This window comes from Mesorhizobium sp. WSM4989 (genome assembly GCF_029625795.1).
GTDB lineage: Bacteria > Pseudomonadota > Alphaproteobacteria > Rhizobiales > Rhizobiaceae > Mesorhizobium.
Genome location: NZ_JARTVN010000002.1, coordinates 1,436,532 through 1,456,920, shown reverse-complemented (window position 1 = coordinate 1,456,920; position 20,389 = coordinate 1,436,532). Strand labels below are relative to the sequence as shown.

General features: G+C 62.4%; 21 protein-coding genes and 1 tRNA gene. 9 read left to right on the top strand and 13 right to left on the bottom strand.

What is annotated here, in order from left to right; all coding sequences use genetic code 11:
• Window positions 1-10 precede the first annotated feature (10 nt).
• The 3 genes from P9217_RS19690 to P9217_RS19680 all read left to right on the top strand — a co-directional run bounded on the left by P9217_RS19690 (window position 11) and on the right by P9217_RS19680 (window position 1,734).
• Window positions 11-730 (top strand): heme-copper oxidase subunit III family protein, encoded by a 720-nt coding sequence (locus tag P9217_RS19690; protein WP_067000053.1) that lies wholly within the window; start codon window positions 11-13, stop codon window positions 728-730.
• Window positions 731-756: 26 nt separating this feature from the next.
• Window positions 757-1,149 (top strand): cytochrome C oxidase subunit IV family protein, encoded by a 393-nt coding sequence (locus P9217_RS19685; RefSeq protein WP_082980618.1) that lies wholly within the window; start codon window positions 757-759, stop codon window positions 1,147-1,149.
• A 111-nt stretch (window positions 1,150-1,260) separates the two neighbouring features.
• The gene (locus P9217_RS19680) at window positions 1,261-1,734 is read left to right on the top strand and encodes an aminoacyl-tRNA deacylase (protein ID WP_067325364.1); all 474 of its coding nucleotides are present in this window, start codon (window positions 1,261-1,263) and stop codon (window positions 1,732-1,734) included.
• Window positions 1,735-1,771: 37 nt separating this feature from the next.
• On the opposite strand, the gene P9217_RS19675 is transcribed toward P9217_RS19680, so the two are convergent.
• The 4 genes from P9217_RS19675 to tig all read right to left on the bottom strand — a co-directional run bounded on the left by P9217_RS19675 (window position 1,772) and on the right by tig (window position 5,934).
• Entirely contained in the window at window positions 1,772-2,593 is an 822-nt protein-coding gene (locus P9217_RS19675) for a DUF2189 domain-containing protein (protein ID WP_067325381.1), read from the bottom strand.
• Between the two features lie 483 nt (window positions 2,594-3,076).
• Entirely contained in the window at window positions 3,077-3,457 is a 381-nt protein-coding gene (locus tag P9217_RS19670) for a cytochrome c family protein (protein ID WP_067000047.1), read from the bottom strand.
• Window positions 3,458-3,746: 289 nt separating this feature from the next.
• Complete coding sequence (locus P9217_RS19665; RefSeq protein ID WP_067000878.1) at window positions 3,747-4,253, bottom strand: hypothetical protein; 507 nt, start codon at window positions 4,251-4,253, stop codon at window positions 3,747-3,749.
• A 196-nt stretch (window positions 4,254-4,449) separates the two neighbouring features.
• On the bottom strand, window positions 4,450-5,934 hold the full coding sequence (gene tig / locus P9217_RS19660) for a trigger factor (protein ID WP_278087643.1): 1,485 nt from the start codon (window positions 5,932-5,934) through the stop codon (window positions 4,450-4,452).
• Between the two features lie 342 nt (window positions 5,935-6,276).
• On the opposite strand from tig, the gene P9217_RS19655 reads away from it, so the two are divergent.
• Window positions 6,277-6,361, top strand: a tRNA-Leu gene (locus P9217_RS19655).
• Window positions 6,362-6,770: 409 nt separating this feature from the next.
• On the top strand, window positions 6,771-7,622 hold the full coding sequence (locus P9217_RS19650) for a hypothetical protein (RefSeq protein WP_278087644.1): 852 nt from the start codon (window positions 6,771-6,773) through the stop codon (window positions 7,620-7,622).
• 52 nt (window positions 7,623-7,674) lie between these two features.
• Here the strand turns inward: P9217_RS19650 and P9217_RS19645 are convergent, their stop codons facing one another.
• Together P9217_RS19645 and P9217_RS19640 are read right to left on the bottom strand one after the other, a co-directional pair.
• Window positions 7,675-8,256, bottom strand: a complete 582-nt coding sequence (locus P9217_RS19645; protein WP_278087645.1) for a GDYXXLXY domain-containing protein — start codon at window positions 8,254-8,256, stop codon at window positions 7,675-7,677.
• Window positions 8,253-9,368, bottom strand: a complete 1,116-nt coding sequence (locus P9217_RS19640; RefSeq protein ID WP_278087646.1) for a DUF2157 domain-containing protein — start codon at window positions 9,366-9,368, stop codon at window positions 8,253-8,255. Before P9217_RS19640 ends, P9217_RS19645 begins: the two co-directional genes overlap by 4 nt.
• Window positions 9,369-9,600: 232 nt before the next feature.
• On the opposite strand from P9217_RS19640, the gene P9217_RS19635 reads away from it, so the two are divergent.
• The 3 genes from P9217_RS19635 (at window position 9,601) to trmFO (ending at window position 11,691) form a co-directional block, all read left to right on the top strand.
• Window positions 9,601-9,741, top strand: a complete 141-nt coding sequence (locus tag P9217_RS19635) for a DUF1127 domain-containing protein (protein ID WP_278087647.1) — start codon at window positions 9,601-9,603, stop codon at window positions 9,739-9,741.
• Window positions 9,742-9,792: 51 nt separating this feature from the next.
• Entirely contained in the window at window positions 9,793-9,933 is a 141-nt protein-coding gene (locus tag P9217_RS19630; RefSeq protein ID WP_067000031.1) for a DUF1127 domain-containing protein, read from the top strand.
• Window positions 9,934-10,281: 348 nt separating this feature from the next.
• The gene (trmFO, locus tag P9217_RS19625) at window positions 10,282-11,691 is read left to right on the top strand and encodes a methylenetetrahydrofolate--tRNA-(uracil(54)-C(5))-methyltransferase (FADH(2)-oxidizing) TrmFO (RefSeq protein ID WP_278087648.1); all 1,410 of its coding nucleotides are present in this window, start codon (window positions 10,282-10,284) and stop codon (window positions 11,689-11,691) included.
• Here the strand turns inward: trmFO and P9217_RS19620 are convergent, their stop codons facing one another.
• From P9217_RS19620 to yajC, 6 genes are all read right to left on the bottom strand, one after another.
• Window positions 11,692-12,642: a sterol desaturase family protein gene (locus P9217_RS19620; protein ID WP_278087649.1), complete on the bottom strand. Its 951-nt coding sequence runs from the start codon at window positions 12,640-12,642 to the stop codon at window positions 11,692-11,694.
• Complete coding sequence (locus tag P9217_RS19615) at window positions 12,642-13,067, bottom strand: hypothetical protein (RefSeq protein WP_067329583.1); 426 nt, start codon at window positions 13,065-13,067, stop codon at window positions 12,642-12,644. The genes P9217_RS19620 and P9217_RS19615 overlap by 1 nt, the downstream gene beginning before the upstream one ends.
• 79 nt (window positions 13,068-13,146) lie before the next feature.
• A complete protein-coding gene (locus P9217_RS19610; RefSeq protein ID WP_278087650.1) occupies window positions 13,147-13,995 on the bottom strand; it encodes a phytoene/squalene synthase family protein in 849 nt (282 codons plus the stop codon).
• A complete protein-coding gene (locus P9217_RS19605) occupies window positions 13,995-14,384 on the bottom strand; it encodes an Mth938-like domain-containing protein (protein WP_067329577.1) in 390 nt (129 codons plus the stop codon). The genes P9217_RS19610 and P9217_RS19605 overlap by 1 nt, the downstream gene beginning before the upstream one ends.
• Before the next feature lie 126 nt (window positions 14,385-14,510).
• Window positions 14,511-17,066 carry a protein translocase subunit SecDF gene (gene secDF, locus P9217_RS19600; protein WP_095801856.1) on the bottom strand — a complete coding sequence of 852 codons (2,556 nt, stop codon included), beginning with the start codon at window positions 17,064-17,066 and terminating at the stop codon, window positions 14,511-14,513.
• A 55-nt stretch (window positions 17,067-17,121) separates the two neighbouring features.
• Window positions 17,122-17,460 (bottom strand): preprotein translocase subunit YajC, encoded by a 339-nt coding sequence (gene yajC, locus P9217_RS19595; protein ID WP_067000009.1) that lies wholly within the window; start codon window positions 17,458-17,460, stop codon window positions 17,122-17,124.
• A gap of 267 nt (window positions 17,461-17,727) precedes the next feature.
• On the opposite strand from yajC, the gene P9217_RS19590 reads away from it, so the two are divergent.
• Window positions 17,728-18,600: an ATP-binding protein gene (locus P9217_RS19590; RefSeq protein WP_095778420.1), complete on the top strand. Its 873-nt coding sequence runs from the start codon at window positions 17,728-17,730 to the stop codon at window positions 18,598-18,600.
• A 101-nt stretch (window positions 18,601-18,701) separates the two neighbouring features.
• Here the strand turns inward: P9217_RS19590 and P9217_RS19585 are convergent, their stop codons facing one another.
• Window positions 18,702-20,225, bottom strand: coding sequence for a LysM peptidoglycan-binding domain-containing M23 family metallopeptidase (locus P9217_RS19585; protein WP_127324932.1), 1,524 nt, complete (start codon window positions 20,223-20,225; stop codon window positions 18,702-18,704).
• Between the last annotated feature and the right edge of the window lie 164 nt (window positions 20,226-20,389).

Below are 20,389 nucleotides of genomic sequence, written 5' to 3'. Positions count from 1 at the left end.
GAGACTGGCGATGGCCGAGACGACACTGACGGATAGCAGCCAGTTGGATCGCCCCCAGGGCTGGCGCGGGATTGCGGCCGACTGGGCCTCGGATCAGCGCGCGTTCAAGAACGTGTCCTGGGGCAAGGCCATGATGTGGATCTTCCTGCTCAGCGACACCTTCATTTTCGGCTGCTTCCTGCTCTCCTACATGACCGCCCGCATGTCGACGCGCGTGCCGTGGCCCAACCCAAGCAAGGTCTTCGCGCTGCACATCGGCGGGTCGGAGGTCCCGCTGATCCTGATCGCCATCATGACCTTCGTGCTGATCTCCAGCAGCGGCACCATGGCCATGGCGGTCAATTTCGGCTACCGCCGCGATCGCCGCAAAACCGCGATCCTGATGCTTTTGACCGCCGCGCTCGGCGCAACCTTCGTCGGCATGCAAGCCTTCGAATGGACCAAGCTCATCACCGAAGGAGTGCGGCCCTGGGGCAATCCCTGGGGAGCCGCGCAATTCGGCTCATGCTTTTTCATGATCACCGGCTTCCACGGCACGCACGTCACGATCGGGGTCATCTTCCTGATCATCGTGGCGCGAAAAGTCTGGCGCGGCGATTACGACATCGGGCGTCCAGGGTTTTTCACCAGTCGCCGGGGCCACTACGAGAATGTCGAGATCATGGGACTCTACTGGCACTTCGTCGACCTGGTCTGGGTGTTCATCTTCGCCTTCTTCTATCTTTGGTGAGAGGCAGGCTTTGCTGAGAGGACGAAATGGCTGAAGCAACCGCAAACGGTCTCGGACAACAGGCGCTGCACTCCACCCACGATGCAGCGACCGCCGGCAAATCGGACACGCACCAGGAACACCCGATCAAGCTCTATCTGGTGGTCTGGGTGTGGCTGTTCATACTCAGCGCCTGCTCCTATATGGTCGACTATTTCGGCCTGCACGGCTATCTCAGATGGTCGCTGATCCTGATCTTCATGATGCTCAAGGCAGGACTGATCGTGGCCGTCTTCATGCACATGGCCTGGGAACGGTTGGCGATGATGTATGCGATCATCCTGCCGCCGATATTGGTGCTGGTCTTCGTGGCGATGATGGTCTTCGAGGCCGACTATACGCTGCTGACCCGCATCGCGTTTTTCGGGCCCGGCCCCTGACGCGCGGTTCGGATAAACCGCAGCCTAATCAGCCCGAAATGGCCGGTGCCTCGAAACAACCGGCGGTTTGGTTTTGATATGCGTCGTGAACTCAAGCAAAGGACGCGGAAAATGACGATAGCGAACAGACTGAGGAATTTCATAGACGGCAAGGGAATCCCGTACGACACCGTCGCGCATCATCGGACTGCAACCAGCAGGCAGGCCGCCATTGCCGCCCACGTGCCCGGCAGCATGATGGCCAAGTCCGTGGTCGTTCACCACGAGCTCGGCTATGCGCTGGCCGTGGTCCCAAGCACCCACAGGATCGAACTCGCCAAGCTCCAGGACGTCATGGACAAGCGCCTCGGGCTCGCTTCCGAGGACGAGGTGGTCTCGCTCTTCGACGATTGCGATATCGGCGCCGTACCGCCGATCGGCGCGGCCTATGACGTGCCGGTCATTTTGGACGAAAGCCTCGGCGACGCCGCCGATATCTACTTCGAGGGCGGCGACCACAAGACCCTTGTGCATGTCAGCGGCAAGGATTTCCGCGACCTGACCACAGGCGCGCGTCGGGCACGCTTCAGCCACCCGGCCCTGTGAGAGCACCGGCACTCCAGCCCGTGCTCGACAGGGTTTGCTAGTTCGCCGGTCTTGGGGCGGCGGCCGGCGCTTCCACGACCTTACGATACACGTGCCAGGTGGCATGGCCGAGGACTGGCAGCACAACCGCCAGCCCCGCGAACACCGGCAGCGAACCGACGATCAGCCCAACGGCGACGATCAGTCCCCAGACGGCCATTACGATGGGGTTCGCCAGCACTACGCGTACCGAAGTGTGAATGGCTTCGTAGGCGCCGACATCGCGATCAAGCAGCAGCGGAAAAGCCACCACGGTGGTGCACAACACGACCACGGCGAAGACGAATCCGATGGCGTGACCCAGCACGATCAGGGTCCAACCGCGCCCGGTGGCGAATATCTCAGCGATGAAGCTGGACAGCGATGCCGGGGGCGCGGGACCGAACAGCTGCTCGTAGAAGATTTTGGCGGTCAAAAGCCACGCTATGAAGATCGCGAACAGCATGATCCCGACCGCGGCGATGGCCGGCAGCGCCGGGGAGTTCCTGACCTCGAAGGCATGGCGCCAGGATGCATCGAGCCCGGCTTCCCGTCTGCGGCTGATCTCGTAAAGACCGATCGCCGCGAATGGGCCGATCAGCGCAAAACCGGACACCAGCGGAAACAGCAGTGGCAGCGCGTTCGCTCCCGATGTCCAGGTAGCAAGCACCACGCCGACGAGCGGATAGATCATGCACAGAAACACGATGTGCGAGGGTTTCACCATGAAATCGTCGACACCGCGCCTGAGCGCGTCGAAAAGATCGGAAAGGCCGATCTTTCTCACTCTGGTATGCTCGAGCGTTTCGCTAGCGCCTGCAATGACGTGAAAGCTTGCCATGACCATTCCTCCAGACCAGGGTCCGGCAAGGTCGCGGATTCGCGGTGCTACCGCTCTGCATGTTTGGCCACGCAAAACCGCGACCTGCACCGGCAGCCAACATACTCCATTGCGCCCGATTTGTCTCTTTTCATTGGAACGAGGGTGCGGTGGCCGGCCAGAGCTCCACGCTGGTTCGAGAGGCTTTTTTGCGGTATTCTTATACAACTACAACGCAGTGCCTCCGGTACGCGCAAAGGAGGCTGGATCACTTTGATTGGCCCGTGATCCTTTCCCGATTTCCGGGTCATGCGCCTGGTCGAAGGCGAACGTCATGGACACGCGAACGCTTCTCATACTCGGCCTTGGCATAGCCATTCTGTTGGTGTTGGGATTCTTTGCGCTGCCTGCATGACAGGGCCGGCGGCGGCATTCCAGCAGCGTCATGCCGGCCGCCCTCGGTCGGAGCGAGCCGGCGCCACCGACGGGCCTGGAAGGGCCCGCTTACTTCGAAAACTGTTTCAGGTAAGCAATGACGTTGGCTACGTCCTGATCGTTCTTGAGGCCGGGAAACACCATCTTCGTCCCTTTGATCATGCCCCTGGGGTCTTGAAGATACTTCGTCAGCGTGGGCTCATCCCATTTGATGCCGGATTTTCCGGCCTCGATCATAGCAGGGGAAAAGGTGAAACCGGGATGCGTGCCCGCCGTGCGCCCGATGACGCCGTGCAGAGACGGGCCGACCTTGTTCTGGTCCTGGTCTGCAATGTGGCAGACCTTGCACTTGGTGAAGACCTTCTCGCCTGCGGCTGCATCCTGCGCCCGCGAAGGGCTTGCAATGAAGATCGTGGCCGCCGAGGCGATGAAAAGTGCGATTGCGCGCATGGCATTCCTCCCTGATCGATCGTCATCTGCGCCGGACGATCCGCACCACGCCAGCTGCGCTGGGGCGGCCTGCACGGTACAGCGGAATATCCGTGGTCCCACCAATGGAATTGCGGCATCTACATACCACAGTATCACGCCAATGGGTAGAAACGGCAATTTGTGCGAAGGTGCACGTCGCCCAAGCTGCGCAGCGGTTCTGGCAGAACGACATGCATCAAAACACGGACCTAAAGCGCGTCGCCTGAGTCCGGCTCCTCGCGACGCCCTTTAGGCCGTGTACTGAGACTCACGGCGGATCGGTATTGCAGCTTGCAGCCATCTGTCCGATCGCCTCGGACAGTCCGGCGAGTTCGAAATCGGCCTCGCCGCGTCCCGACAGCAGGCCGAAGCGCCATGACAGCAACAGCCGGCTCGCCGAAACCAGCCGCTTGATGCCATCGGCTCCGTCCCTGACCAGCATTTTACCGCGTGGGCCGACAGACCAGCTTTCATCGAACTTGCCGCCGCCATCGACCATGACCGACATGGTGATCTTGCGGCTGGCGGAGACTGAATCGTTGAGTTGCAGCCATTCGCTCCAACGCGGTTCGCCGCCCGGTCGACAAGCCAGCGTCAGCACCGGACTGTAGCCCAGCGCGCCGCCGCCGGTGATCAGCTTGTTGGTGGCGTATAGCGACGCAGTGACCTGGCCGTCGTTGCCGGCGTCGACGCGCCAGTTGCCGAGATCGGGTCCGGCCTCTGCCACACCGGCCGCGGCAAGCAAGAGCGCCGCGGTAACGACCACGCCCCTCATCGTGAATGCCACACCCACCGACGCCTCCAAACGACCCTGCGCAATGTGATATCGAGCAGATAATCATCAATGTTCGGTATCGCCAGCAGCGTGCATTCATCTGAAGCGGGTGGTGTTGCCCCGCAGCAACAACAGAGAACATGAACGAAAAAGGCCGCCTCGTGGGCGGCCTTTCGAAATCAGCTTATCGCCGGGTTTACTCGGCGTCCTTGGCGGCCTTCTTCTTCGGCGCGGCCTTCTTCTTGGGCTCTTCCGCCTCACCGGCTGCTTCGCCGGCCTTGGCCTCGGCTTTCTTGGAGGAAGCCTTCTTCGCCGGCTTCGCCTTGCTGGCGCTCTCGGCCTCCTCGTCGTCCGCCATCAGCTCTTCCTTGCTGACCTTCACGTCCTCGACCGAAATCTGGCCCAGCAAATAGTCGACGACCTTTTCCTCGAACATCGGCGCGCGGAGCGAATTGATCGCCTCGGGGTTGCTGCGGTAGAACTCGAAAGCTTCCTGCTGCTGGTTGGCCGGGAAGCGGCGAACCTGCTCGAACAGGCCGCGCTGCAGTTCATCGTCCGACACGGTGACCCCGGCCTTCTCGCCGATCTCGGCAAGAACCAAGCCGAGACGCACGCGACGTTCGGCCAGGCGCATATATTCGGCGCGCGCCTCTTCCTCCGTCGTTTCTTCGTCGGCAAAGGTACGGCCGGAGGCTTCGAGGTCGCGGTTGACCTGCGCCCAGATGTTGTTGAACTCGGCCTCGACGAGCTTCGACGGCGCCTCGAAGGAATAGGCGGCATCGAGCTGGTCGAGGAGCTGGCGCTTCACCTTCTGGCGGGTCATGGAACCGAACTGGTTCTCGATCTGGCCGCGCACGATCTCGCGCAGGCGCTCCAGCGATTCCAGGCCAAGGTTCTTGGCCGTCTCGTCATTGATCTCGAGCGCGCCCGGCTTGGCCACTTCCTTGACTGTGACGTCGAAGGTGGCTTCCTTGCCGGCCAGATGCGCTGCCTGGTAGTTCTCCGGGAAGGTCACCGTGACCTGCTTCTCATCGCCCGCCTTGGTGCCGACCAGTTGGTCCTCGAAGCCCGGGATGAACTCTTTCGAGCCCAGGACCAGCGGCTGGTCGGTGCCGGCGCCGCCGGCGAACGCCTCGCCGCCGATCTTGCCGACATAATCGATGCTCACGCGATCGCCTTCGGCGGCCTTGCCCTCCTTGGGCTCGTAGCTGCGAGCCGATTCAGCGACCCGCTTCACCTGGTCGTCGACCTCCGATTCCGGCACGTCGTAAACCTGACGCGTCACCTTGATGTCGGAGAAATCCTTGACCTCGATGGCCGGGATGACCTCGTAATTGAGGCGGAACTCGAAGTCGGCGCCGCCGGCCAGGATCTTCTCCGCCTCCTTCTCGTCCTCGGTCATGATGACTTCAGGCTGCATGGCGGCCTTTTCGCCGCGGCCCGAGATGATCGAGCGGGTCGAGTCGTTGAGGATCTCGTTGACCACCTCGGCCATGAACGACTTGCCGTACATCTTGCGCAGGTGCTGCACCGGCACCTTGCCCGGGCGGAAACCGTTGATCCGCACCTTGCCGCGGGCGTCGTTCAGCCGCGCCATCAGCTTGGCTTCCATGTCACCGGCCGGCACGGTGATCTTGATCTCGCGCTTGAGACCGGAGTTGAGCGTTTCGGTGACCTGCATCCTAAAACCTTTGTCTTCACCAACGAGGCTGCCAAACGGTCCTTAGCCGTTTACAGCCTGCCGGTATATTCTTGCCGGAAATGGCTTTGGTACGGAACCTGGTGATTTGACCGCCAATGCGGCTCAAACTCTCCTGAACTGCGCTTCCAAAATGTGAAGAAGTCTTTGTTTTTCCTACTTCTTCTTACATTCGGCAGAAGCGGATAGTCGCGTCCCGTCACATTCGACACGCCTTTTGTCACAGGCTAGGCTAATTTTCAACCATCTTCGCGATTACGAGAATGACGGTGACTTGGACCCCGACATTGACAGAATGATGGCTACATGGGATTGCCGGGGAACGCGGATGTGGCGGAATTGGTAGACGCCCTGGATTTAGGTTCCAGTGCCGAAAGGCGTGGGGGTTCGAGTCCCTTCATCCGCACCACCCTTCGCCCTGGCGAGCTTCGGGTGGTAGGCCACCCTATGGTCGTCAGAGCGAAGCGTGTCCTCCGAACCCTTGGCAAGGAAGGATCGCAGCCATCAACTCCTGGCGGCGCAAGCAAGGCTCGAGCAGACAATCCGCTTTTTCGGGTCCAATTCCCTTGAAATAGCCCGTCAACAGGTTCTTAGTCGCAGCAACAGGCAGGTTGGGGCTCTGTCAGGCTGTGCGCGTGGTTTCTCTGGTTCTGGCGCTTGGGTCGGCTGTCGCGGCAGCGACATGTCACGTTGAGGCCTTGGAGTACACTTCGGTTTCCTCTCCGGGCCAGCAGCCAATGCTTCTTGTATCCGGTGAGTTTGGCGCCACTGAACCCCTGAACGCCTTCAGCAACGCGGTTGCGAGCAGCAGGGCCAGGATGATCGTATTCAACTCTCCCGGCGGCAACGTCGGCAGTGCTATTCGCTTGGGGCGAATGATCCGTGCGGCGGGGTTGGATACTCTTCAGCTTCGCCAATTGCAGTGCGCTTCAGCCTGCTCGCTGGCCTTCCTGGGCGGCGTCCACCGCATTGCCGAACCAGGTTCCATCGGCGTTCATCGGCCGTCCCTCAAACCGGCTGACGGGATGTCAAATGAAGACGCGGAGGCCCGTTTCCAGTTCGGCACGGCCGCAATCATATCCTATGTGGTCGAGATGGGAGCGGATCCCAAGCTGATGGAATTGGCTTCGAGCTATGACAAGCATGACATACGGTACCTGTCGGCCAGCGAAATGGCAGAGTTGCGTGTGACCAATGCCGGAGCGAACCAGTCGCCAGCGGATGCATTGCAGGTATCAACGACGCCGGATCCTGCGTCCGTGTCCGCTCCTGCGCCCGACGCCAGGCAACAGCCGGAAAGCGTTGCGGTCAACTTCGTCAGGGACCTCATCGAGCATCATGGCGATAACAACGATTTCGCTCTTGCTCAGGCTCAGGCGGCCTACGCTCCCACGGTCGACTATCATGGCAAGTTGACGAACCTAAGTTCGATCATTGAGGACAAGAGGAGCTATTACCAGCGATGGCCTGAACGCGGATACAACGTCCGCAATGACAGCCTTGCGGTCAGCTGCGCCAACGATCGCTGCAAGGTCTCAGGCATCTACGACTGGATTGTGCGCAGCCCCTCGACACACAAGCAGGAGAAAGGCGTAGCGGACTTCAGCTATACGATATCGATCGGTCCCTATCCCAAAATCATCGCCGAGACGGGCGATGTCCGGCCATAACCAGGACCGTCGTTAACGCGGACCGTCGCGCTGACGCCCAGGCCCGAACACACTAATAAAGCGGCTCCTCGAACAGCGTCTTGTCGCCGTCCATGAGCGCCTTGATCTGCGCCTTGCCATTGGCGGAGAGCGCCAGCTTGACGCCGAACGCCCGCACGCGCATGTCGTTCTGGATCGCCATCCCCTTGCCCTCCGGGAGGTAGAAACGCTCGATCCCGTATTCCGGCGTGATCGTCATCTCGGGCGAGCGCAGATCCCAGCCATCCGCTACATGCCCGACAATGTCGGCCTCATCGGAAGCGGCAGGCGCCGGCGCCTGATCGAACCATGCCGCGCTCGGCTGCCAGTAGCCGTCCACAGCCTTCTTCAACCTGACGACGATCTCGGAGTCATTGCTGGTGAACTTGCCCGGCGGAATGTTGGCGATAAGCTTCACCGGGATGCGCGAGATGTCATAGCCAAGCGAGATATAATCGCCGCGCAGAAGATCGCGCGGGTCAACGGGCTCAACCTTGAGCAGGACCTCCTTGCCGTTGCGCAGGATCGCCGCGCGTCCGGCGATGATCCAGCCCAGCAAGCCGATTTGGACAAGAGCCGTCACCAGCGCCGCGATGATCAGTCTTTTGCCGCTCATGCCGCTGCTCCTCCGGCGGGCGTCTTCATTCGTTTTTCAACGCGGATGATGACCAGCGCCAGTATTCCCAGCAGCACGGCCGCGGACAGGAAGAAGCCCGCCGTGTCGAGCATCGACTGCAACATCACCACATAGATAATGGCGAGCTCGAAGGCAAAGCCGGCATACGCCACCCAGCGCAAGCCTCTGCTTTCACGGCCGCCGAGCATGATCGCCGCGACGATGCCGGCAAGCGCGGCTGCCGAGGCAATGGCAAAGCCGCTGTTGTAGCTCGCCTCATCGGCCAGTTCGAACTGGACCATTGCGAGGCCGGCAAGAAAGCCGATGAGCGCATGCAAGGGCAGCCTGCCGCCGAGTTGCACGACGCTGTCGACGGGTTCGGCGACAAAAATCGCTGCCGCGAACAGCAGCATCGAGACGAGCACGAGCGGAATCGCGACCTGGAGCGTGTTGTGGTCGATCGCCAGCAGCAGGAGATAGAATACGATCGAAAGGATGATGACGTGCCGCGCCGCCTGGCTGCGTGTCCAGAATGAAATGGCGAACAGCACCAGCACGATAGCGGCGAAGAGATGCGGGAACTCGGCCCGGCGGAAAAATCCTCCCCATTTAAGGAACAGCCAGGCATCGGCGATGCCGACGGAGGCGACGGTGAGCGGGTTCGAGCGCAATGCGACCGCCGCCAGCGCCGTGCCGGCGCACCACGTCAGCAATGCCGAAGCCTCGTCGCCCGACAGATGATACATCTGACCGATCAGCGCGATTGACCCGCCAAAGGCCGCGGCGGCGATGATCCATAGCGCCTCACCGATCGCCGCATGGTCGCGTGTCTTCAGAACGGCGCCAGCGACATAACCGCCGAGGATGACAGCAAACAGCGCCGTCACGCGCGCCAGGCGCGGAATGGCTTCCCAGTTGGCGGCGACGAAGATCAGGATCGCGGCACCGAACAGTAACGCCGCCATCATCGCCAGGATAGAGCCGAAGCTCAGCGAGGCGCGATCGTTGGCGGCAACGTCACGCGTCAATGCGTCCGCCGTCGGCGCGTCGATCAGGCCCGCCTGCCGCCAGCGGGCAATATCGGCCCTCACCTTCGTCGCATAGCCCGCCATCCGTTCCCCCGAGCTTGGCCATTTTACTACCTCGCGCCGCAAATCGTTGACGCAACGGCATTTTCCGATTCGGTCTTCCTTATGACGCAAGCGTGAATCGCCGTTAATGTTGCATTGCACAATTTGCATTGCTGCCATGCACCAATGGCACTTTTAAACCGATATGACCCTGCCTATTTTCCGTTCGTACACAAACGGAATGATCCGAACCAAAGACGAAACGAGCACTACCATGAACCTGATCCGCAACTACCGCAACTGGCGCCGCTACCGGGACACCGTTTCCGAGCTGAGCCGCCTGCCGAACCGTGAACTGACCGACCTCGGCATCAGCCGCAGCGACATTCACTACGTCGCTCGCAAGGCGGTCTAATCCGCTTCGGACCGCGAATGGTCCGAACCAGTTTTTGAGAAGAGCAAGACAATGAACCTGATCCGCAGCTACCGTAACTGGCGCGTTTATCGCGAGACGGTTTCTGAGCTGGGTCGGCTTTCGAACCGCCAGCTCAATGATCTCGGCATCGTTCGCGACGAGATCAAGATGATCGCCCGCAAGGCGGTTTGACAAGGAATCTCGCCAGGGTCGACCTCCTCCCCGACCCTGACGGATACGGTCAGCCTTTACCTCCTCCCGAAGGTTGACCACCGAAACGGCGCCCGCCGGACCTCCTCCCCCGGCGGGCGTTGTTCTCCGAAAGGATCCGCCCCTTCAATTGGCGGAAGGAATTTCGTCAAAGCCGACCTCCTCCCCGGCAATGACGAATATGGTCGATCTTCACCTCCTCCCGAGGATCGACCCCCAAAACGACACCCGCCGGACCTCCTCCCCCGGCGGGTGTTGTTGTTTTGGAGGTAGTCGGCCCGTCGAGGCCGGCAATTGCATTCGCCGCGCCAAGCGACTATCTCGGCGCTCATGAGCAAAGATCCCGTTCACGTCATCGGCGGCGGCCTCGCCGGCTCCGAAGCCGCATGGCAGATCGCAGAAGCCGGCGTGCCGGTCGTGCTGCACGAGATGCGCCCGGTGCGCGGCACCGACGCGCACAAGACCGACGGGCTCGCCGAGCTCGTCTGCTCCAACTCGTTCCGCTCGGACGACGCCGAGACCAATGCGGTTGGATTGCTCCATGCCGAAATGCGGCTCGCCGGCTCGCTGATCATGAGCGCCGGCGACGCGCACCAAGTCCCGGCCGGCGGCGCTTTAGCCGTCGACCGCGACGGTTTTTCCGAGGCAGTAACCGCAAAAATCGAAGCGCATCCGCTGATTGCCATCCAGCGCGAGGAAGTGCCTGGACTTCCGCCGGCGGATTGGGACCAGGCGATCATCGGCACCGGTCCGCTGACCGCACCTTCGCTTGCGCAGTCGATTGCCGAAGCAACCGGCGCCGATGCGCTCGCCTTTTTCGACGCCATCGCGCCGATCGTGCATTTCGACACCATCGACATGAACACCTGCTGGTACCAGTCGCGCTACGACAAAGTTGGCCCCGGCGGCACCGGCAAGGACTACATCAACTGCCCGATGGACAAGGAGCAATATCTCGCCTTCGTGGCGGCGTTGCTGGAGGGCCAAAAGACCGAGTTCAAGCAGTGGGAAGGCACGCCCTATTTCGACGGCTGCCTTCCGATCGAGGTGATGGCCGAGCGCGGCGTCGAGACGCTGCGCTACGGGCCGATGAAGCCGATGGGGCTGACCAACGTCCACAATCCGTCGGTCAAAGCCTATGCAGTGGTGCAGCTTCGCCAGGACAATGCGCTGGGCACGCTCTACAACATGGTCGGTTTCCAGACCAAGCTGAAGCATGCCGAGCAGGTCCGCATCTTCCGCACCATTCCCGGACTGGAGAATGCCGAATTCGCCCGCCTCGGCGGCCTGCACCGCAACACTTATATCAACTCGCCGACGCTGCTCGATCCGTCGCTGCAGCTGAAGTCGCGCCCCGGCCTGCGTTTTGCCGGCCAGATCACCGGTTGCGAAGGCTATGTCGAAAGCGCCGCGATCGGCCTGCTCGCCGGCCGCTTCGCCGCGGCCGAACGGCTCGGCCGGGCGGCCTCACTGCCGCCGTCGACCACGGCCTTCGGCGCGCTGCTCAACCATATTACCGGCGGCCACATCGTCTCCGACGACGAGCCGGGCAAGCGCTCCTTCCAGCCGATGAACGTCAATTTCGGCCTGTTCCCGCCGGTCGAGGCTCCAAAGTCCGAAGGCAAGCGCCTGCGCGGCAAGGACAAGACCGTTGCCAAGCGCCGCGCGATCACGGCGCGCGCATTGGCCGATTGTCGCGTGTGGCTGGGCCTGCCTTCGCAGGCGCAGGCAGCGGAATAGCTACTCCGCCGGCTCGGCACTCGCCGCCGGCAATCCCGGCTTTCCTGCTTCGGACGGATTCCTCCGCACATAGGCCGCCTTCAACGTCTCCGACGTATCGCGCGAGCCGTCATGGCTCCAGCCTGGCGGCCGGATCAGATAGCTGAGACGCTGGCCGAGCGTCAGTCCCGGCATCATCGCATCCTTGAACATGCCGATCCATTCATGGAAGGCGACCTTCAGCGGGTTGAAGGTGCCGATGTTCTTGACAATGCCGTAGCGCGGCCGGTCCTCGTCCAGTTCCGCAACGAAAGTGCCGAACATGCGGTCCCAGATGATCAGCGTGCCGGCATAGTTGGCGTCCAGATAGCGCGGATTGGTGGCGTGGTGGACGCGGTGGTGCGAGGGCGTGTTGAAGACGAATTCGAACCAGCCCCACATCTTGCCGATCGTTTCGGTGTGGATCCAGAACTGCCAGACGAGGTTGAAGCCGAAGACGAACGCAATGACGGCCGGATGGAAGCCGAGCAGCACCAGCGGCGCCTGCAGCACGAACATGAAGGTGAAGAGACCGGTCCAGCTTTGCCGGAGCGCCGTCGAGAGATTGTAATGCTGGCTGGAATGATGGTTGACGTGCTCGGCCCAAACCCAGCGCACCCGATGCGCGATGCGGTGGTAGACATAGTAACGCAAATCATCGAGCAGGAAGGCGGCGACAAACACCCAGATCGACAGGCCGAGATTGAAGAAACGGAACTGCCAGAGCCGCAGCAGCGCCCAGTAGGATACGACACCGAGCAGCAGGCCGGCGACGACATTGCCCGTCCCCATCATCAGGCTGGCCAGCGTGTCGCGCGTCTCGAACGATCCCTTGGCGCGGCCGGTGCGTACCAGCCAGAGCTCGATCAGGATCGCCGTGACGAAGAACGGGATGGCAAGCTGGGTGACCTGCGGGAAATTGTAATCGTCCATCACGCCGCCTCTCGGATCTGATCGTGCCTCAGCAGCACCGCCGCCACGGTCAGCGCGTCTGCCTCGTCGGCGAGGGCAAACCGCCCGCCTTTCCAGGTGAAATCATCCATTTTCAGCGACAAGACATTACCTTCCCGCACCAGGGCGAGCACATCCCGCGGCGTGACGATGCGGGTTAGGAAACAGTCGCCGATGCTCTGGACGATGCCGCAGCGCTGCGGGTCGAGTTCCAGGATGGCGGCTTGCCTGTCCGATGTCAGCCTGACCGCCCCAGGCTTTTCGTCTGGAAAGTCTTCGGCAAAACGTGCGAGCGCGTGTTCAGCCCCGGCAAGCGTCGCGGTCGCCGTACCGCCGGTGAAATGCACGGCCGCCACCGACAGCGCGATGCCGAACACGACAAGGACGACCAAAACTGGCAGGCTCATGGAAAGGCGGTCCTCCGCTGGCTCGCATTTCTCTGATGCGAGTCCACGCGCAGAACCCGTAGCATGGTTGACGTTTACGTCAAAGGGGCGTCCAGCCATGCATGGCATGACGCAAGAGCAGCCAGTGCCGGCGCAAGGTTGAGAGGGTCGAAGTGCCCCCGAGTGGAGACCGACCCGGCTTTTCCATCCTGTCGAGATAGGCCTGTGTGAGCGCCAACGGCAGGAAGGCGGGGCGCAGCGACGCGGGGAGAGCCGACGCGCCCTTCTCGAAAGCGCCGAGATGCTCTCGCGCCAGCGCGATCATCGCCCCGACCGCGCGCTCCGCGGCAGCATCGCCGTCGCCCTTGACGAACTCTTCCGGCGAGGTGCCGGCGGCTGCCAGGATATCGGAGGGGATAAAGCACTGTCCACGGCGACGGTGCAGCGGCAACAAAAGCAGCAAGCCGGTGATGGCCTGCGCGCAGCCCGCCCTGCCCGCCAGTTCGGCAAAGCGTGGCGCGGCACTCGGATCGAGCACCATGGCCGCAAGCTGGATGATCGCCGCGGCCGTCTCGCCGCAATAACCCTCAAGGTCGGTCCGCGACGGCATCGGATCGTTGTAGAGATCGAAGATACGCGCTTCGAGCATGTTCTCGAAAGCGGCCTTCGGCAGATGGTTGGCGGCGATCGCCGCCCTCAGCGCGTCGGCGGTCGGATGACCTGTCTCCGCCTCGCCCTCGGCCAAGAGGACATCGCGCCACCATTGCAGCCGGACCTCGCCCGGCAGCGGCTCGTGGATGCGGTCGCGAACGCCGGCGACCTCGGCATTGAAGGCATAGAGCGCAAGCAACGCGTCACGCCTGTCGGCGGGCGCGTAGAGCGCGGACAGATAGCGATCATGGTCTGCGGCACGCACCGCATCCATGACGATGTTGGACATGTCGGCCATCAATCGACGGCAATGAGCGCTGCGGCCACGGCACGGTCCTCGGCCAGCAGCACGTTGTAGGTGCGCACGGCCGCGCCCGTCGACATCGGGTCGGCCGAAATGCCCGCCTCTTTCAGCGCGGAGCGGAGTGCAGCCGGCAGCGGCCGCAGATCCTTGCCGGTGCCGACCAGCAGGATTTCTACCTTGTCGGCCTGGGCGAACAGCTTGTCGAAGTCCGAAGCTTTTAGCGCCAGCGGATCGGCCGGCTCCCAGCCATGGATACCGGACGGCAGGCACAGCAGCGAGCCTCGATGCGACATGTCGGCAAAGCGGAACCCGCCATTGCCATAGGCCTCGACCGGCGCCCTGCCCGGGAAATGCGCCTCTCGGATGACGATGCCTTTGGCCATGGGGCTAGAGCATGATGCCGAAAAGGGTGGAGCGGTTTTCGGACGACATTATGCTCTATCTCTTTGATTTAGAGCGGATTCAGATCTCAGTTCGACTCGACCTGAGATCATCCGGCTCTGACGGCTTCAGGTCGCCACGGCCTTGCCGTTCGCCGGCTTGGTCTCTTCGGCGGCTGCGGCCTGCGGCCTGAGCTTGAAGAGGATCAGCAGCGGCGCGGCGATGAAGATCGACGAATAGGTGCCGAACACCACGCCGAACAGCATCGCCAGCGTGAAGGAGCGGATCACCTCGCCGCCGAACAGCACCAGTGCCAACAGCGCAAGGATGGTGGTCACCGAGGTCAGCGTGGTTCTGGACAGCGTCTCGTTGATGGCGTTGTTCAACAGTTGCGGCAACGGCATCTTCTTGTATTTTCTTAAGTCTTCGCGGACGCGGTCATAGACGACGATGGTGTCGTTGAGTGAGTAGCCGATGATGGTCAGGATCGCCGCGAGCGACGACTGGTTGAATTCCAGTCCGGTTATGACGAAGAAGCCGATGGTCATCACCACATCGTGCACCGTGGCGATGATGGCGCCGACGGCGAACTGCCACTCGAAGCGGAACCACACATAGAGCAGGATGCCGACCAGCGCGATGAGCATGGCGATCGTGCCTTGCTTGGCGAGCTCGCCGGAGACCGTCGGTCCGACCACCTCCACGCGGCGGAAGTCATACTGGTCCTGCAGTTCGCCGCGCACCTTGTCGATGACGGTCTGCTCGGCATTCTCGCCGGCGTCCTGCGTGCCGACGCGGATCAGAACGTCGTTCGGCGCGCCGAACTGCTGCACCTGGATCTCGCCGATGTTGAGCTCGGAGAGCCTGTTGCGGATGTCACCGAGATCGGCGTCGCCCTGCTTGGACTGCACCTCGATCATCGAGCCGCCCTTGAAGTCGATGCCGTAATTGATGTCGATGGTGAGGAACCCGACAACTGACAGGATCGACAAGATGCTGGACAAAGCGAACGTCCAGCGGCGGATACCCATGAACGGGATCCTGGTGCCGGGCGGAATGAAGGTGACCGGCGCGCGCGGCAATTCCTTCGGACGGGCGCGGCGCAGCCAGATCGACACCAGCATGCGGGTGAAGGTGAAGGCGGTGAAAACGGTGGTCAGAATGCCGATCGCATAGGTGATGGCGAAACCCTTGACCGGTCCTGTGCCCAGCCAGAACAGCACCACGGTGGCAATCAGCGACGTGACATTGGAGTCGACGATCGTTGCCAGCGCCTTGGCGAAGCCGGTGTCGATCGACTGGATCACCGAGCGGCCAAGTCGCCGCTCCTCTCGAATGCGTTCATAGATCAGAACGTTGGAGTCCACCGCCATGCCGATGGTGAGCACGATGCCGGCGATGCCGGGCAAAGTGAGCGTGGCGCCCAGCAGCGACAGCAGCGCAACGATCATCGCCACGTGGACGGCCAGCGCGATGTTGGCGAGGAAGCCGAGGAAGCCGTATGCGACGAACATGAAGGCGACGACGAGGATCGAACCGATCACGCCCGCCACCTTGCCGGCATGGATGGAATCCTGGCCGAGGCCTGGACCGACCGTTCGCTCTTCGATGACCGTCAGCGTTGCCGGCAACGCGCCGGCGCGCAGCAGCACGGCAAGGTCATTGGCGCTCTGCGGGGTGAAATTCCCGGAAATCTGCCCGGTACCGCCCAGGATCGGCTCACGGATCTGCGGCGCCGAAATCACCTGGTTGTCGAGGACGATGGCGAACAGCTTGCCGACATTCTGCGCCGTCGCCTGGCCGAACCGTGTCGCGCCCTTGGAATCGAAACGGAACGAAACCACCGGCTCGTTGGTCTGCGAATTGTAGGTCGCCTGCGCGTCGACCAGATTTTCGCCGGAAACGATGACGCGGTTTTCGATGAGATACGGGACCGGCGGATCGTCTTGCGAGTAGAGGACGGAAGAGCCTGCGGGCGGACGGCCCTTCAGCGCATCCTGCACAGGCATCGACTGGTCGACCATCTGGAAGGTCAGCTTGGCGGTCTGCCCGAGGATCTCCTTCAGCCGCTGCGGATCCTGCAGGCCCGGCACCTGGACAAGGATGCGGTCGTCGCCCTGCCGCTGCACGATCGGCTCGGTCGTGCCGAGCTCGTTGACGCGCCGCTCGACCACTTCGATCGACTGCGACAGAGCCGTCGAGGTGCGGTATTTCAGGCCGGCGTCGGTGACCGTGAATTTGAGCAGGCCGGGCTCGGAGTCATCCAGCGACATTTCCTGGATGGAGCCGCCGCTGAACAGTCCCGCCGCCACCGGATCGGTCAGCGGTTTCAGGACCTTCTTGGCCTGGTCGAGTTGAGCCTGGTCCGTGATGCGAACCTGCACGGTGCGGCCGGAACCGGAAAGGCCGGTGTAGTTGATCTTGGGATTGGCCTCGCGCAGCAGCGTCCTGATCTCGTCGCGCGTCGTCTCCATCCTATCCTTGATCAGATCGTTCTGATTCATTTCAAGCAGGATGTGCGAGCCGCCCTGAAGGTCGAGGCCGAGCGTCATCTGCCGCTTCGGCACCCAGCTCGGCAGTTGCGCCAGCATGCTTGCCGGAAACAGGTTGGGCGCGGCGAGGACCACTGTCACGGCCACGGCCAGCCAGATCAGGATCATCTTCAGGCGCGAGAAATAAAGCATTAGTTCTTATCCGTTCAGGCGTACAAGCGGCAGCGTTCCGCCATCGAGGTGGTGATTACTTCTTGGCGTTCTGGTTCGCCACCGGCTCGCCCTTGACGCGCACGTCGGAGATCGTCGAGCGCAGCGCCGTCACCTTGGTCCCGCCGCCAAGGTCGATCTCCAGTTCATTGTCGTCGATCACCTTGGTCACCTTGCCGACGAAACCGCCGCCGGTCACCACCGTATCGCCGCGGCGCACTGCGGCCAGCATTTCCTGGCGCTTCTTTAACTGCGTGCGCTGCGGCCTGATGATCAGAAAATACATGATCACGAAAATCAGGACAAACGGCAAAATGCTGATGAACATATCGGGCGAGGTGCCGACGCCTTGGGCGTATGCCGGTGTGACGAACATCAAGAAACTCCTGGATGGTGAAATACCGCCGGGACGGCCCCGCGAAATTTTGGCCGGAATATAGTCGGTAAAGTTGCCAATGCAACTGCGCGACCCGCCGAATCCGTTGCTTTTCCAGCCGTTTGGCGCGTGCTAGAGCGTCGCAGCCGGAAGCCGGTTGGAGCCGGCCGAAAAGATCGTGCTACAACAGAAGCTTGCAGTTGGTTCTTGGTGCGCAGCCGCGGATCCGTTTCACGTTCCGTGATTGCCAAGTTAAAAAGACCGGAAATGACCGATAGCCTGGATGCCCTGAACAAAAAGCTCGACCGCCTGATCGACGCGGTCTCCCGTCTCGGGCCGCCACCGGTTCCCGAGACCGACCTCGGCGTGGCCGATTGCTTCGTCTGGCAGGCCGATCCCGGCTACCTGGAGCCGGTCCATAAGGTCAATCGCGTCGACATCGGCCTGATCCGCGGAGTCGACCGGGTCCGCGACATCCTGCTCGACAACACCGAGCGCTTTGCGTCCGGCTTCGCCGCCAACAATGTGTTGCTCTGGGGCGCGCGCGGCATGGGCAAGTCGTCGCTGGTCAAGGCCGTGCACGCCAAGGTCAACGCCTCGGACAAGCTCGACCGGCCGCTGAAGCTGATCGAGATCCATCGCGAGGACATCGACACCCTGCCCAAGCTGATGAGCTTGTTGAAGGCGGCGCCCTACCGCTTCATCCTGTTTTGCGACGACCTTTCCTTCGACCATGACGACACTTCCTACAAGTCGCTCAAGGCAGCGCTCGAAGGCGGCGTCGAGGGCCGCCCGGCCAATGTCATCTTCTACGCCACGTCGAACCGGCGGCACCTGCTGCCGCGCGATATGATCGACAATGAGCGCTCGACCGCGATCAACCCGTCGGAAGCGGTGGAGGAAAAAGTCTCGCTCTCCGACCGCTTCGGCCTGTGGCTCGGCTTCCACAAATGCTCGCAGGACGAATATCTCGACATGATCGACGGCTATGTCCGTTACCATGCCCTCGCGATTGATCCCGAGACGTTGCGCGCGGAAGCCTTGGAATGGGCAACGACGCGCGGCAGCCGCTCCGGCCGCGTCGCCTGGCAGTTCACCCAGGATCTTGCCGGACGGCTCGGCAAGCCGCTCAAGGACTGATAGCCCATCACCGGCTGCAGTGAAAAAGCCCGCTCCTGGCGGAGCGGGCTGAAGCCGGCGGGCCGGACTGGAGGTCAGGCGGCCCGCAATTTGTTCTTGTTCTATTCGAGATAGCCGCTCGGATCGACCGGGGCGGAGTTCTTGCGCACCTCGAAGTGCAGCTTCGGCGAGTCCGTGGTGCCGCTCATGCCGGACAGCGCGATCTCCTGGCCGCGCTTGACCTTCTGGCCGCGCTGCACCTCGATCGAGCTGGCATGGCCGTAGACGGTGACCAGGCCGTTCTCGTGGCGCACCAGCACCGTGTTGCCGAACTCCTTGAGGCCGTCGCCGGCATAGATGACAACGCCGTTTTCGGCCGCCTTGATCGGCGTTCCTTCCGGCACCGCGATGTCGACGCCGTCCTTGCCGGAGCCGAAGCCGGAGATGACGCGGCCGCGCACCGGCCAGCGCATCTTGCCGATCCCGGTCGCATCCGGCGCCACTGCATCGTCGTCCTCGGCCTGCTGGATGACCTTGGCGTCCTTCTTCGGCGGCGTGTAGGAAGCGAGCGTCTCCGATGGCGTGGTCTTTGCTGGCGGCTGCGTGGTTGCCGTCGTCACCGGATCGACGGTCGGCTTGGTCGCGACAGGCTTCGCGGCAGCGACGGCAACGGTGCCGCCGGCCGGAACCTTGAGCGTCTGGCCGATCTTCAAGAGGCCGTCCTTCATGCCGTTGGCCTGCTTGAGCGCCGTGACGCCGACGCCGGTCTTGCGAGCGATCGAAGACAGGGAATCGCCCTGCTGAACGGTGTAGGTACCGCCGGCGCCGGCCGGCTTTGCCTCGGCCATCTGGGCGGGCGTGGCGTTCTTCGAACCGCTGGCCGCCGCCGACGCATCGACCTGTGCGGCGGATTTGCCGTCCTTGAGTTTTGGCTGCTGCGGCAGCACGGCAAGCTTTTCCGGCGCGCCGGCGGGCTGCTTCGGTGTGTTGGCGGGCTTGGTGCCGTCGGCAACCTTCGGCCCGCCCTTGCTCGAATAGGCATAGGCCGGAATGACGATCTTCTGGCCGGTTCTGATGCCCTTGTTGGCATCGAGCCCGTTGACCTTGATGATCGCATCGGCCGGCACATGATATTGGCGGGCGAGACCGGAAATCGTCTCGCCTTCCCTCACCACGATCTCGGTCGCGTGCGGCGCCGCGCTTGCGTTGCGCACCGCGTCGGGCTCGGCGGTCTTGAACGGCTTGGCCGGCGCGACTGTGTTGGTGGCCGTCCTGTCCAGATGAGGCGCGGCGGGGGCCGGCGCAAGTGCCGGGGCCGAGGCGGTGCGCATCGGCTTGGCGGCGGCCGGCGCCGAGGGCGGCGGCAATTGCTGGGACGTCACCGGCTCGAGACTGGAGCGGCTCACGGACTGGGTGTGACTGCCGTCGACAGGCGCCGGCGCGACCGTATCGCCTGGATAGGGCTGGTCGACATTCTGCTTGTTGATGATGGCGCGCTGATTGTTGGTGGACGATGTGAAGACGTCGTCGACACCATTGAAGCGCATCGCCTGGGAGCTGCAGCCTGCCGCGGCACCGGCGATCATGAGGACGGCGCAGCCGCGCGCCAGATTGCGTCCGTTTGCCTTCAAACCATTGAATTGCATCGCACTAACCCGCACAGACCCGGTACAAACTGGTCATGATTAAAGCGCGTTAATGTTACTGGCCGGTTAACCCATTAGAATCCGCCGAAAATTTTCTTAAAACATTTTTCGACAGGCGCGACCAAGTCCGGACAGATCGTGCCGGCCGAGACGAGACGGACGTC